The organism is Actinomadura rubrisoli, assembly GCF_004349215.1.
Classification (GTDB): Bacteria; Actinomycetota; Actinomycetes; order Streptosporangiales; family Streptosporangiaceae; genus Spirillospora; species Spirillospora rubrisoli.
Genome location: NZ_SMKU01000246.1, coordinates 1 through 14,143, shown reverse-complemented (window position 1 = coordinate 14,143; position 14,143 = coordinate 1). Strand labels below are relative to the sequence as shown.

General features: G+C 72.9%; 8 protein-coding genes. 3 read left to right on the top strand and 5 right to left on the bottom strand.

Annotation, left to right across the window (positions count from 1 at the left end; translation table 11 throughout):
* Positions 1-5,689: TIR domain-containing protein (locus E1298_RS33230; RefSeq protein ID WP_131900370.1), on the bottom strand; the 5,689-nt coding region annotated here is incomplete at its 3' end.
* Positions 5,690-5,756: 67 nt separating this feature from the next.
* Between E1298_RS33230 and E1298_RS33225 the strand changes: the two genes are divergently transcribed.
* A complete protein-coding gene (locus E1298_RS33225) occupies positions 5,757-6,980 on the top strand; it encodes an ArsB/NhaD family transporter (RefSeq protein ID WP_424923179.1) in 1,224 nt (407 codons plus the stop codon).
* 172 nt (positions 6,981-7,152) lie between these two features.
* Here the strand turns inward: E1298_RS33225 and E1298_RS33220 are convergent, their stop codons facing one another.
* Genes E1298_RS33220 through E1298_RS33210 form a run of 3 tightly spaced genes read right to left on the bottom strand, consistent with a single transcriptional unit; the run spans position 7,153 to position 9,858 of the window.
* Positions 7,153-8,055: an inositol monophosphatase family protein gene (locus E1298_RS33220; RefSeq protein ID WP_131900366.1), complete on the bottom strand. Its 903-nt coding sequence runs from the start codon at positions 8,053-8,055 to the stop codon at positions 7,153-7,155.
* Positions 8,056-8,087: 32 nt separating this feature from the next.
* Complete coding sequence (locus tag E1298_RS33215) at positions 8,088-8,807, bottom strand: hypothetical protein (RefSeq protein ID WP_243725960.1); 720 nt, start codon at positions 8,805-8,807, stop codon at positions 8,088-8,090.
* A 37-nt stretch (positions 8,808-8,844) separates the two neighbouring features.
* Positions 8,845-9,858 (bottom strand): hypothetical protein, encoded by a 1,014-nt coding sequence (locus E1298_RS33210; RefSeq protein ID WP_131900364.1) that lies wholly within the window; start codon positions 9,856-9,858, stop codon positions 8,845-8,847.
* 212 nt (positions 9,859-10,070) lie between these two features.
* On the opposite strand from E1298_RS33210, the gene E1298_RS33205 reads away from it, so the two are divergent.
* Complete coding sequence (locus tag E1298_RS33205; RefSeq protein WP_131900362.1) at positions 10,071-11,225, top strand: sensor histidine kinase; 1,155 nt, start codon at positions 10,071-10,073, stop codon at positions 11,223-11,225.
* Between the two features lie 81 nt (positions 11,226-11,306).
* Positions 11,307-13,424 carry an excinuclease ABC subunit UvrB gene (uvrB, locus tag E1298_RS33200; RefSeq protein WP_131900360.1) on the top strand — a complete coding sequence of 706 codons (2,118 nt, stop codon included), beginning with the start codon at positions 11,307-11,309 and terminating at the stop codon, positions 13,422-13,424.
* A gap of 9 nt (positions 13,425-13,433) precedes the next feature.
* Here uvrB and E1298_RS33195 read toward each other — a convergent pair.
* The coding region (locus E1298_RS33195; RefSeq protein WP_131900358.1) for an ABC transporter ATP-binding protein at positions 13,434-14,143 on the bottom strand (710 nt) is incomplete at its 5' end.

Genomic DNA, 14,143 nt, shown 5'->3' with positions numbered 1-14,143 from the left:
GGGTGGTGCGGCGGGACGGGGCGGAGGGGTCCGACACGTCCCACAGGATGATGGCGCCGTCGTCGCCCGCCGTGGCGAGGAGCGTGCCGTCCGGGCTGAAGGCGGCCGACCAGACGCGGCGGGTGTGGCCGGTGAGGGTGTGCAGGAGGCGGCCGTTGGCGGGGTCCCACAGGCGCACGACCATGTCGTCGCCCGCGCTGGCGAGCATGGAGCCGGACGGGTGGAACGCGGCCGTCCAGAGGCGGCCCGTGTGGGCGGTGAGGGTGTGCAGGACGGTGCCGGTGCCGGGATCCCACAGGCGGACGGTGCCGTCGTTGCTGGCGCTGGCGAGCACGTCGCCGGACGGGGCGAACGCCACCTGGTAGACGCGGTCGGCGTGGCCGCTCAGGGATGCCTGGAGCTCACCGGTGTGGGGGTGCCAGAGGCGGACGAGACCGTCGTCGCAGCCCGTCGCGACCAGGGGCTCGGCGGGGTGGAAGTCGATCGAGCGGACGCGGCCGCGGTGCCCGGCGAGGTTGACGATCTCGCGGCCCGTCGTCCAGTACCAGAGGCGGACGCTGTCGTCGTCGTTGGCGGTGGCGAGCACGTTCCCGGCGGGCGCGAACGCCTGCGCCCAGACGTGGTCGGTCTCCACGTTCAGCTCGCGCTCGAAGGTGCCGGTGCCGGCCTGCCACAGGTGGACGCCGCCGTCGTTGGTGGCGGTGGCGAGCTGGGAGTCGCGGGTGTTGAACGAGGCGGAGGTGAGGTTGTCGGCGACGCCGCGCAGCTCGCGGATCATCCGGCCGGTGCGCGGGTCCCAGAGGCGGACCAGGCCGTCGTTGCCGCTGCCGGCGAGCAGGCCGCCGTCGGGGCTGAACGCGACGCCGGTGACGCGGCGCCCGTGGCCGCGCAGGACGACCCGGCACTGGCCGGTCTCGGCGTCCCACAGCCGCGCGGTGCCGTCGTTGCTGCTGGTGGCGAGCTGGGCGCCGTCGGGGCGGAACGCGATCGGCCAGACCGCGCCGCGGTGCCCGGCGAGCTCTAGCCGCTGCCGTCCGGTGAGGGGGTCCCAGAGCCGGACGGACCCGGAGCTGTCGGCGGTCGCCAGGCTGCTGCCGTCCGGGCTGAACGTCGCCTGGTAGAGGCGGCCCTCGTGGCCGGACAGGGTGGCGCGGTGCCGGCCGTCCTCCCACAGCCGGACGGACCGCTCGGTGTCGCCGGTGACCAGGAGCCGCCCGTCCGGGTGGTAGGCGATGGCGAACACGCTGCCGGTGTGGCCGAGGAGCTCCTGCCGGATCTCGCCGCTGCGGATGTCCCAGAGCCGGACGACGCCCTGCTCGTCGCCGGCGGCGAGCAGCGAGCCGTCGGGGTGGAACACGGCGCGGAACACCGCGCCGCGGTGCCCGGTCAGCTCGCGGCGGAGCGCGCCCGTGGCGAGGTCCCAGACGCGCAGGGTGCCGCTCTTGTCGCCGGTGACCATGAGGGCTCCGGCGGGGTCGAACACGGCGGTGTAGACGGGCGCGGTGTGGCCGGGCAGCTCGTGCAGGAGGGCGCCGGACGCGGTGTCCCAGACGCGGATCGTCCCGTCGGCGGCGCCCGCGGCGACCAGATCGGCGCCGCCGGGGGAGCGGCCGCCGACCACCAGCGGCCACACGCCCTCGGGGTGGACGTCCAGCGTGTGCGCGCAGTGCCCGGTGGCGAGGTCCCAGAGCCGGACGGTGCCGTCGGCGGAGCCGCTGGCCAGGACGTTGCCGCCGGAGTCGAACGCCACCGCGTAGGCGCGGTCGCCGTGCCCCTGCAAGGTGCGCAGAGGGGTCCCGGTGACGGCGTCGCAGACCAGGACGCCGCCGTCCTCGCTGCCGACCGCCAGCACGGACCCGCCGGGGCTGTAGGCGAGCGGCTGGGGCAGGCGGCTGGTCTGGAAGTGGAAGCCGTAGGGGACGCCGACGGCGGCCGGGGCGACCTGGATGTCGATGGGACGGCCCGGGGCGATGGCCGCCTCCCGCAGCTCGGGCGCGGCGGCGATCCGGTCGGGCAGCGTCGCGTCCACCAGGGCCGCGCGCGTCCAGCGGCTGCCCTCGACGGCGACGTCGCGCAGATCGGCGCGGGCGAGGCGGGCGCGTGACAGGTCGGCGCCGCGCAGGTCGGCGCCGACGAGCCGCGCCTCGTCCAGGCGGGCCCCGGCGAGGGAGGCGTTGCGCAGGACGGCCCGCGACAGGTTGGCGCCCACCAGCTGCGCGTCGGTCAGGTCGGCGCCGGTCAGGTCGACCTCCTGAAGGTCGCGGTACGACAGGTCCTCGCCTTGCAGGTGCGCGCCGCGCAGGTCGGTGCGGGCGGGGGTGCGCAGCCGGGTGGTGATCCGGATGGCGTTGGCGCGGGCGACGTCGCCGGCGTCCGGGTCGGCGAGCACGCCCGCCGCCCACTCCTGGCAGGCGCGGGCGTCGGCGAGGTCGCACAGGAAGTCGACGGTCAGCTGCGTCAGCGCCCGCAGGGCGAGCGCCGCCGGCGCGGCGCCGCGCGCGAACTCGCGGGCGATGTGCCGGGCGACGAGCCACTCCATCACCGACGTGTGGATGAACCCGAACAGGCCCTCGGCGGTGCGGACGAGCAGGCTCCCCGCGCCCACGGCGTGCGTCACCTGGTGCGGCGACAGGCGCCCGTCGGCGAGGCCGGCGAGGGTGTCGGAGACGTCGGCGAGCTCGGCCAGCCGCAGGAACTGCTCGTTGCCCTCCCACAGCCGCAGCGCGAGCGTCCCCACCGCCTCCCACATGTCGTCCACCCGCAGCCCGGACGGGCCGCCCGCGTGCCGCACCCGGTCGGCCTCGTAGCCCAGCCAGGACGACAGGATCTCCTGGTACAGGTCGGCGGGGCTGACCGTGGTGCGGGCCTGCGCGACCGCGCGCAGCCGCTCCTCGGGCAGGTCGGCGATGAAGCTCAGCATCCGCGGGTTGGACGTGAGGGCCAGCAGCTCCTCGATGCCCGACAGCAGGCTCAGCCTGTCCTCGGCGGTCTTCTCGTCGCCGTACCGGTTGACCAGGTACGAGCGGACCTGGCGGGGCGTGAACTCCTCCAGCCCGAGGACGCGGCGGTGCGGCAGCACCCCGACCTTCTCGCCGAGCGCCGTCAGCACCTGCGCCTGCGACTTGAAGTGCTGGGTGCGGCTCGCGACCACGATCTTGGCCTTGTCCTGCGCGGCCTGGAGCAGCGTGTCGAGGTGGTCGGCGGCCTGGTCGTAGGTCACCCGGGTCACCAGCTCGTCGAACCCGTCGAACAGCAGGACGATCCGTCCCTGCCGGAGCATGTAGTGGAACGCCTTGAGGTCGATGAGCTCCTCGCCGTGGTTGGCCAGGTGCGCGGCGACCAGGCCGTCCACCGAGTGCGCCTTGTCCAGCGCCCGCAGCTCGATGAGGATCGGGATGACGTGCGGCAGCTCCTCGGGGATGCGGCGCGCCAGCTCCCGCAGCGCGAACGTCTTGCCGCGCCCGAAGTCGCCGAGCAGCAGCATGAACCGGCCGTGGTCGGCCGCCAGCAGGCGCAGCATCTCGGTGACCACGTCGTCGTGGACGTCGCCGCCGCGCTCGTCCTCCTCGCCGGACGGGGCGCTCGTGCGGAACCGGTCCAGCTCGCGGTACCGCTGCGGGACGTACAGCGCCGGCGGGTACAGCCCGCCCGCCGCGAGCCGCCCCGTCTGCGCGGTGACGTACTCCGACAGGTCGACCAGCCCCTGGAACTCGGTGAGGCTGCGCAGCCGGATGCCGCGCCGCAGCGCCTCGTCGCGCAGGGAGCGGACCGGTGCCGGACCCAGGTAGACCAGTTCGGAGCCGTGGTCGGCGCCGTCGGCGTGCACGTGCCGGACGAACGCGTCCACGTCCTCCTCGGTCACCTGCCCGACGTGCGCGCCGATCCGGTACTGCCGGACGAACCCGTCCTCCATGTGGGTGAGCAGCAGGTGCGGCGCGTCGCCGCGTCCGTCCGGACCCGGCACCGGGACGATGCGCCGGATCGTCGCGCGCTCGAACCGGGTCTCGCACGCCTCGGTCAGCCGGTCCAGTAGCCGCTCGGTGGGGTCGCTGACCGGGTCCGCGCCCGCGCGGGCCGCCCCGGGGCCGAGCTCCGGCACGGGGACGGCGGGTTGCGCCTCCTCACGCGAGGGCGGGAACGTTCCGTCGACCCGCGCCCAGGCCTGTTCGAGGCGCTCGGGGCCGCGCCGGGCGGCGTCCTCGGGGATCCACCGTTCCAGGCCGTCGCGCCGCAGGACGACGATCTGGTGCCGCCCGGGTCCCAGCGCCGGGACGGACGGGACGCCCGAGCCCAGCAGCGGCACCGCGCCGTACTCCGTCCGCCTGCCCTGGAACAGGACGTTCACGTGCCCGGACAGGAGCGTCTCCACCGTCTCCGGGTCGCGTAGGGCGTCCGGCTCGCCCGCGATTGGCGAGTGCTCCAGCGCGCCGAGCCGCAGCCAGCCCTCGTCCTCGAAGTGCCGCAGCCGCTCGTTGAACCACGCCGCCTGCGCCTGCCCGATCCGCCCGTACCGGTCCTCCTCGCGGTGGGACTGCGGCAGGGTCGAGTTGAGGCCCGCCACGACGACCTTCAGGTCCGGGACGGGGAACAGCGTCCACGGCTGGGCGCTGTCGAAGATCAGCGAGTCGAGGCCCTGGTAGAACTCCTTGAACAGCCCCGCGAAGTGCCGCCACTTCGGCCAGTACGGCGGCTGCGGCTCGATCTCGTCGGCCTCGCAGCCGGCGAAGTACGCCTGGCAGGCCGCCCGCGTGATGTCGTGCGTGCCCGGCACGACCACCACGCGCTGCGCCTCCAGCCCGAGCAGCGCCCGCAGGCTCGTCAGGAACGACAGGGCCTCGTTGAACTCCTTGCGGCTGCCCGAGTGGGTGAGGTTGCCGGCGACGACGAGCAGGTCCGGGCGCGGGACGCCGGAGTCGGCCAGCCGCATCACATCGCTCCAGATGCGGTCCTGGAGCTCGACGGCCGTGGTCGGCTCGCCCGGCTCGGCGAGCGTCCGGCCGAACCGGGGGCCCGACACGTGCAGGACGCTCAGCTGCTCGCGCGGCTCGTGGGACGCGCCGCTCCCGGCGGGGAACGCGGGCGCCGCCACGGGGGCGCGCCGTACGGGCCGCTCCCCGGTCGCGCCGGGCCCTCCTCCGCCTCCCGTGTCGTTGGTGGCGTGCTCGACGCGGCCCACGAGCGGCGCCTGGCCTCCGGGACGGGACGGGAGGCCGCCGGGGAAGCCCGGCCCGTCCAGGGGCCTCGCGTGCCCGGCCAGGGCCTCCCGGATGCGCCGCATCAGCAGGCCGCGCGCCTCGTCGGGGTCCTCGATCCCGACCAGGTCCACGTAGGTGATCGTGGACAGCAGGCCGTCGATCGGGCAGTCCTCGATGCGGACCGTCACCAGCTTGCGGGCCGGGTCGTCCGGGTCGGCCCGCAGCGCCGCCATCCACTCCATCCGCCCGTACCGCGACCGCAGGTAGTTGCGCGACAGCACCGCGACCACGGCCTTGGCCTCCGACAGGCCCCGGTCCATGAAGTCGATGAAGTTGGTGCCGGGCACGAAGTCCCACGCCTGCATCATCGTCCGGTGCCCGGCCGCTTCGAGCTGCCAGGCGATCCAGGACGCCCATCGCTCGTCCGCGGGCGAGTAGCTGATGAAGAAGTCGGTCGGGCGCTCCTGACCAGAGCCGTCGCCGGGGGGTGTCATGCCGCCAGTATCGCGCGCCGCGGCGGTGGATCCAGCGCATAGGACCGCCTATGGGATCATGTCGCGCGTGCCGTCCCCGACCGAGGCCCTCCGCCGTGCCGCCCGCTCGCTGGGCATCCTGGACTGGATCCGCATCGGCGTCCTCGCACTGGGGCTCCTCTTCGTCGCCACCGGGACGCTGCCCGCGGACACCGCGCGGTCGAGCGTCGAACGCATCGCGCCCCTGCTGCTGTTCCTGTTCAGCGTGATCGTGCTGGCGGAGCTGACCAAGGAGGCCGGGGTCTTCGACGCGCTGGCCCAGCGGATGGCGCGCGCGGGCCGCGGCAACTACGCCGCGCTGTTCCTGCTGTGCGTGGCGTTCGCGTCCGTCAACACCGTCTTCCTGAACCTCGACACGACGGCCGTGCTGCTCACACCGGTCATGCTGGCGCTGGCGGCGCGCGCGCGGATCGCCGCCTTGCCGCTCGCCATGACCACGGTGTGGCTGGCCAACACCGCCAGCCTGCTGCTGCCGGTGTCCAACCTGACCAACCTGCTCGCCGCCGAACGGGTGGCCCTGGAGACCCCCGCGTTCGCCGCCCGCATGTGGGCGCCGCAGCTCACCGTCCTGGCCGTCACCATGGCGCTGCTGTGGGTGTTCTTCTGGCGGCGGAGCATGCGCGGAGCCGACACCTACGATGTGCCCGACGTCGCGCCCGTCCGCGACCGCGTCCTGTTCTCCGCCACAGGCGCCGCCTGCCTGCTGTTCATCGCGGCCATCCTCGCCGGCGTGCACACCGGCGTCCAGCTCGGCATCGCCGCGACCATCGCCGCCGCCGTGGCCGTGGCCGCGTTCGCCGTCCGCGACCGGTCGGCGCTGCGCCCCGCGCTCATCCCCTGGCAGCTCATGGTGTTCGTGACCGGGCTGTTCCTGGTCGTCCCCACACTGGAGCGCTACGGGCTGGACGACGCGATGCGCTCACTGGTCGGCGGCGACGACGGCACGGCCGGAGCGATGCGCGCCGCGTTCGCCGGCGCCGGACTGTCGAACGTCCTGAACAACCTGCCCGCCTACGTCGCGGGAGAGTCGGCCGTGCCCGCGTCCAACAAGGAGCAGTTGCTCGCTCTCCTCATCGGCACGAACGTGGGCCCCGTCATCACCCCGTGGGGATCCCTAGCGACGCTCCTATGGTTCGAGTGGTGCCGCCGCTGGAACGTCCGGGTCCCGATCGGCAAGTTCCTCCTGACCGGAACAGCCCTCTCCATCCTCGGCTGCGCAGCTACCATCGCTGTGCTTATTGCAGTGCCCTAGGCGTCGGGCCTTGGCGGCCCTCCTTCGGCGGGCACTGCGGCGATCGCTGCATCGCTCCGTCTCGCCTAGCGGCTCGCTGCGCGATCAGTTGCTCGCAGGCTCGCAACTGGCTTCGCACGCGATCGCAACGTTTCGGTTGTCGGGGGCTTGGGTTCAAGCCTTCCGGGCCTGGTTACCAGGCTAGGTGGATGTGGGCGTCTTGGGTTAGGGAGTTCAGGGCCTTGTCTGTGGTTTCCAGGAGGCGGCCTAGGAGCTCCGGGCGTGCGGCGACGAAGCCCAGTTCGGACGGTGGGCGGTCGATCTCCAGGGTGTACGGGGCGCCGTCCAGGCGGCGCAGTTCGACGCCGGCCTCCGCCGCCAGGAGGGCTCCGGCGGGCAGGTCGACGATCTCGGGCAGGTAGCCGACGATGCCGTCGATGTCGCCGCGCGCCAGCATCGTCCACCCCACCAGCGGCGCCCACAACTGCAGCATCCGCGCGCAGCGGATCTCCAAGGCCGACCTCAGGGCGAAGGCCGCGGAATCGCCCGCCTGGACCTGGTGCCCCTGCGTCCATGCCAGGACGGGGTTCTTCTCGCGCCCCGGACGGGGGTGCTCTGCCAGCGTCAGGGGGGCTCCGTCCGGGCCCAGGGCGCCCTGTCCGCGCACGGCCGACCACGTCCGTCCCGTGACCGGGTCGTGGACGACGCCCAAGACCGGTTCGGCGCGCGCGCACAACGCCAGGCCAACCGCGTAGACCGGCATGCCGATCGCGACATTGTTGGTGCCGTCCAGGGGGTCGACCAGCCAGACCAGGTCCGCCGTGGAGCCGCCGTCTTCGGCGGCCAGGACGCCGGACTCCTCGGCGATGATCCGGTGGCCCGGGTAGACGGCCCGCAGACGCCCAAGGATCAGCTCCTCGGCGGCGGTGTCCAGCTCGGTCACCACGTCGCCGTCGGTGCCCTTGAGACGGACCTCCAGGGGCTCCTCCATCCTGGCCCGGAGCAGTGCCCCGGCCGCTTCGGCGGCCTCGACCGCGACACGGCGCGCCTCGGCGAGATCGACCGGAAGAGCCGGTGACGGGGAACTGGGTCTCATCGGGGCCTCTCCAGTCGGATCCGGCGGCCGGCCTACCGGCGCGCCGAGCGGTGGTGCCGTGCGTGCGGGACGGAAGGCGGATCGTCGGGCAGGGATCCCGGATGCGCGGCGGCGATCCTGAGCGCCGATCGCCGGAGCGCCCGCGCGCTGTCGCCGGGATCGGAGCGCAAGCGATGCACCCGGTGGGTGGTGGCGTCCAGAGGCCCGAGCGAAAGATCGCCGCTGACGGGCGTCTGGCGGCCCAGCGCGACGGTGGCCGCGTCCTGGCCGTCCTCGATGAGCGTGCTATGGAAGACCCCGGCGGGCAAGGAGTACGACTCGTCCGTCCGGTGCGTCGTGGAACGGCCGGGAGCGTATCGGACGGCGCGGCCGGTGGCCCTGAGCTCGTCCACGTCGCCCCGGCTGACGACCTCGAAGACCTGCTGCGTCGCCTTGCCCGGCGTCTCGTCGACGTCCATGCGGACGTTCCGCACCGTCCCGTACAGGACGAAGCTGAGCAGTTCCCAGCTGTGGCAGTGCACCGGCGACGTCGTGGACGGCGCCGGGGTCACCTCCGGCGTCCAGATGTGCAGGCACACGCCGAGGTCGCCGCTGCGCTCCACGGGCAGGCACAGGAAACCCAGGGGATGCCGGACGGCCGGGACCGGCGAGCGCCCGGCTGCGATGTCCTCCACGACCCGGCCCGCCCAGCCCGGCAGCGTCCGCGCCGCCGTCCCGGCGACGATCTCCCCGCGGATCTCCTCGTACCTCATCGGTCGCACAGCCTCATCGTCGCCACTCAGGTCGCGGTCACTCGTACGGGTCCTTGGCGCGCAGCGCCTTGCGGATGATCTCGATGACGTCCCGGTCGGTGTAGCCGGACGCCAGGTCGATGCCGATCACCTCGAAGAGCTTGCGGACCTCCTCGACCGTCGGCTCGTCGTCCAGCGGCGCCAGCCTGGCCTGCTCGACCGGGACACGGCGCGCCTGGTCCAAGCTGGTCAGCAGCTCCGCGCTCACCCAGCTGTAGTAGAACTTGGTGCTGTCGACCACCAGGGCCTCGCCCCGCGGGTCGTCGCGGGTGACCACGACGCGCGAGGCCGACAGGTCGTAGCGCAGCGTCGTCATCGTCCGCGCCAGGCCGATGTCGATGTCGAGCATCCCGAACCGCTGCTTGTGCCAGCAGGCCGCCAGGATCGTGGCGTACGCCTCCTTGCGGGTGCGCTCCAGCGTCCACGGCTCGCCGGTCGCGTCCGGCCCGTCCGACACCGAGCGGCGGTGCCGCGCGTACGCCTCGCAGACCTCCAGGTGCGTGGGATCGAGGATCTCCAGGCGGAACAGCAGCGTCCGGCGCTCCCTGCGCGCCGCCGCCACGGTCTCGGGCAGCGTCTTGGCGCGGATGTAGGTGCCCGTGCCGCCCTTGAAGAACCAGCGGTCGGTGTCGCGCCGCGCCTCCTGCAGGACCTGCGCCACCTGCGCCCCGCTGATGACCCGGACGACCGTGGTCTCGTCCAGCGCGCGCTTGGTGTCGGACAGGACGCCCTCGAACGCCTCGATGTGCGTCAGCTTTCCGCTCAGCTCCTCCAGCGTGGCCGTGGACGACCGCAGTGTGTCGCGGACCTCGGCCTCCACCGGAAGGCGGCGCCCCCGGTCGCGCAGCACCGACGTCGCGAGCAGCCCGACGACCGCGAGGATCGCGCTGTTGGTGATCTCGTCCTCGTGCGGCAGGGTCACCCCGACGCCGAGTACCGCGACGGTGACGGCCAGGACCAGCGCGATGAAGGCGTCGGCGTTCTTCCCGAGCCAGGTGGCGAAGCGGGTCATTGTATGCGGTTACCCCGTCCTTGTCGGCGCCGTCATCGTAACCACTGCGCGGGGAGGGCGGCCACCGCACCGGAAACCCCTGCAGGCGCGGCGGTTCCGGCGTACCGGACGAGTGCGCCGCAAGGCGGGCGGCCGTCCTGCCGCGCGGTCGTCCCCGTCACCTTCCTTCACCAGGACGACCTTGGTCCCGTTCCTGGCTATAGGCTCGGCGCATGCACCTGAGGGGCTGGTGGTCGGCGGCGTGGCCGACGCGGCGTTCACGTGCGCTGGACGTGACCCTGGCCGTCTGCCTGGCCGCGGCCGACGGTGCCTTCCTGATGTTCTCCCCCCAGGAATTCTGGCTGCCGCCGCCCGTCACGTCCATGTGCAGCGTCCTCCTGGGCCTGACGCTGATCGTCCGCCGCCGCCACCCGGTCGGCCTCGCCGTCTTCGCGATCATCATCAGCACGGCGGCCGGGGCGGGCGCGTTCACCGTGCTGGTCATCCTGTACTCGCTGGCCGCCTACACCCCGTCCCGCCGCACCGTGTGGATCCTCGCGGGGGTCGGGTACGCCGTGAACCTCGCCGTCCCCGGCCCGACCGAGAACGACGATCCGTTCATCGCACAGGTGATCTTCGGTGTGGCGTTCACGGCCGTCCCCGTCCTGCTCGGCCTCTACATGGGGGCGCGCAAACAGCTCCTGGCCTCCCTCCAGGAGCGCGCCGCGAGGCTGGAGCGCGAGCAGCACCTCCTGGCAGAGCGCGCGCGGGGCGAGGAACGGACCCGTATCGCCCGCGAGATGCACGACGTGGTCGCCAACCGGATCAGCGTCATGGTCGTCCACGCCGGGGCCCTCAAGGCGATCGCCGTCCGCGACCCCGGCCGCGCCGCCGAGACCGCCAGTGTGATCGGCGACATGGGACGGCAGGCGCTGGAGGAGCTCCGGCACGTCATCGGCGTCCTGCGGCAGGGCGAGGAGGCCCTCCCCCAGGAGGCCGTGACGCTCGCCCACGTCCGCGAGCTCGTCGACCAGTCCGGTGCCGCCGGGCTGCGCGTCGACCTGTCGATCCGCGGCGAGGAGCGGCCCATGCCCACCGCCGTCGGACGGACGGTCTACCGGCTCGTCCAGGAGGCGCTGACCAACGTCCACAAGCACGCGGGCGCCGCCGTCACCCGCGTCGAGCTCGGCCTGCTCCCCGAGGCCGTCGAGGTCGAGATCGCCAACGACGCCCCCACGGCCCCGCCCGACCACGACCTGCCGAGCGGCGGGAACGGCCTGGTCGGCCTGCGCGAGCGGGTCACCGCCCTCGGCGGCAGCTTCGAGGCCGGGCCCGGCGCCGCCGGTGGCTACGCCGTCCGCGCGAGACTGCCGCTGCCAACGTCCTGACCTGCGGAAACACCGGGACGTCCACGGTTGTCGTACACCCTGCATACAGTGGTGGGGAGCACTGGACCAGGGGAGGGCGACATGCGGCCGATCACGGACCTGCGGCGCCGCGTGGCGCCGTTCGAGGTCGTCACCGAGATGACGCCCGCGGGCGACCAGCCGCAGGCGATCAACGAGCTGTCGGAGCGCATCGCGCGCGGCGAGAAGGACAACGTGCTGCTCGGCGCCACCGGCACCGGCAAGACCGCCACCGTCGCGTGGCTGGTCGAGAAGCTCCAGCGGCCCGTCCTGGTCATGCAGCCCAACAAGACCCTCGCCGCCCAGTTCGCCAACGAGCTGCGCGAGATGATGCCGGGCAACGCCGTCGAGTACTTCGTCTCCTACTACGACTACTACCAGCCCGAGGCGTACATCCCGCAGACCGACACCTACATCGAGAAGGACTCCTCGATCAACGACGAGGTCGACCGGCTCCGCCACTCGGCGACCAACTCGCTGCTCACCCGCCGCGACACCATCGTCGTCGCGTCCGTCTCCTGCATCTACGGCCTCGGCACCCCGCAGGAGTACGTCGACCGCATGCTCCGCCTCCGCGTCGGCCAGGAGGTCGAGCGCGACGACCTGCTCCGCCGGCTCGTCGGCATGCAGTACTCCCGCAACGACCTGGCGTTCACCCGCGGCACCTTCCGCGTCCGCGGCGACACCGTCGAGATCATCCCGCAGTACGAGGAGCTCGCCGTCCGCATCGAGATGTTCGGCGACGAGATCGAGAAGCTCGCCACCCTGCACCCCCTCACCGGCGAGGTCATCACCGAGGACGACGAGCTGTACGTCTTCCCCGCCTCCCACTACGTCGCCGGCCCCGAGCGCATGGAGCGCGCCATCCGCGACATCGAGGCGGAGCTGGAGGAGACGCTCGCCGCGATGGAGCGCCAGGGCAAGCTGCTGGAGGCGCAGCGCCTGCGCATGCGCACCGCCTACGACATCGAGATGATGCGCCAGGTCGGCACCTGCTCCGGCATCGAGAACTATTCCCGCCACATCGACGGCCGCGGCGCGGGCACCGCCCCCAACACCCTCCTGGACTTCTTCCCCGAGGACTTCCTCCTGGTGATCGACGAGTCCCACCAGACCGTCCCGCAGATCGGCGCGATGTACGAGGGCGACGCCTCCCGCAAGAGGATGCTCGTCGAGCACGGCTTCCGGCTGCCCTCCGCGATGGACAACCGCCCCCTGAAGTGGGAGGAGTTCCTCGGCCGCATCGGCCAGACCGTCTACCTGTCGGCGACGCCCGGCACCTACGAGATGAACCGCGTCAAGGGCGACGTGGTCGAGCAGGTCATCCGCCCCACCGGCCTGATCGACCCCGAGATCGTCGTCAAGCCCACCAAGGGCCAGATCGACGACCTCATCCACGAGATCCGGCTGCGCACCGAGCGCAACGAGCGCGTCCTGGTCACCACCCTCACCAAGAAGATGTCCGAGGACCTCACCGACTACCTCCTCGAACTCGGCATCCAGGTCCGCTACCTGCACAGCGAGGTCGACACCCTGCGCCGCATCGAGCTGCTCCGCGAGCTGCGCGCCGGCGAGTTCGACGTCCTGGTCGGCATCAACCTGCTGCGCGAGGGCCTCGACCTGCCCGAGGTCTCCCTCGTCGCGATCCTGGACGCCGACAAGGAGGGCTTCCTGCGCTCCGAGACGTCCCTCATCCAGACGATCGGCCGCGCCGCCCGCAACGTCTCCGGCCAGGTCCACATGTACGCCGACACCGTCACCCCGTCCATGGAGCGCGCGATCGGGGAGACCAGCCGCCGCCGCGCCAAGCAGCGGGCCTACAACGAGGAGCGCGGCATCGAGCCGCAGGCCCTCCGCAAGCGCATCGCCGACATCCTCGACTCCCTCGTCCGCGAGGACGCCGACACCGAGACCCTCCTGGGCGGCGCCGGCCGCCAGCAGAGCCGCGGCAAGGCCCCCGTCCCCGGCCTCGCGTCCCGCACCCGGGACGTCGGCCGCCACGCCGCCGACCTCGTCGGCGAACGCCCCCGCGAGGAGCTGGAGGGCCTCATCGAGCAGATGACCGACCAGATGCACCAGGCCGCCACCGACCTGCAGTTCGAGCTGGCCGCCCGCCTCCGCGACGAGATCAAGGAGCTCAAGCGCGAACTCCGCGAGATGAAGGAGGCCGGCGTCCGGTAGGCGCCCGCCTCACCCCCGCGCGGCGGCCTCCCGCCGGCCGGGCCACTGCGACGCGAGTTCGCTGTAGTAGGCGCTGGTCTCCAGGAGCTCCTCATGGCTCCCGGAGGCGACGATCCTCCCCTGGTCGAGGACGATGACGCTCGCCGCCGCCCGCACGGTGGTGAACCGGTGCGCGATGACGAGCAGTGCGCACCGCCCGGCGGCCTCGTCGATCGCGCGGTGCAGCGCCAGCTCGCTCTCCAGGTCCAGGTGCGAGGTCGGCTCGTCCAGCAACAGCAGCCGGGGCCGCGCGATAAGGGCCCGCGCGATCGCCAGCCGCTGGCGCTCCCCACCGGACAACTCCCTCCCATGCTCGCCGACACGGGTGTCCAGCCCCCGAGGCAGCCGGGACACGAGCCCGCCCAGATTGGTCGTGTCGACCGCCCTGCGGACCTCCTCCTCCCCGGCCCCCGGGGTCGCGTACACCAGGTTGTCGCGCAGAGTGCCGTCCAAGACCGGGCAGTCCTGCTCGACCAACCCGATCCTCGCCCGATGCCCCTCACGGCTCAGCGCCCCGGCCGGCACCCCATCGACCAGCACCTCTCCGCGATCGGGATCGTAGAACCTCTCCACGAGCGCGAAGATCGTCGACTTCCCGGCCCCGGACCGTCCGATCAACGCCACATGCCCACCCGCCGGCACCCGGAACGACACCCCCCGCAACACCGGCCGCCCCCGTC

Bases quoted from the DNA above. Each gene is read 5' to 3' on its own strand.
- E1298_RS33220 (WP_131900366.1), bottom strand. From the start codon at position 8,055: ATGAGACCCAGTTCCCCGTCACCGGCTCTTCCGGTCGATCTCGCCGAG.
- E1298_RS33215 (WP_243725960.1), bottom strand. From the start codon at position 8,807: ATGAGGTACGAGGAGATCCGCGGGGAGATCGTCGCCGGGACGGCGGCG.
- E1298_RS33210 (WP_131900364.1), bottom strand. From the start codon at position 9,858: ATGACCCGCTTCGCCACCTGGCTCGGGAAGAACGCCGACGCCTTCATC.
- E1298_RS33205 (WP_131900362.1), top strand. From the start codon at position 10,071: ATGCACCTGAGGGGCTGGTGGTCGGCGGCGTGGCCGACGCGGCGTTCA.
- uvrB (WP_131900360.1), top strand. From the start codon at position 11,307: ATGCGGCCGATCACGGACCTGCGGCGCCGCGTGGCGCCGTTCGAGGTC.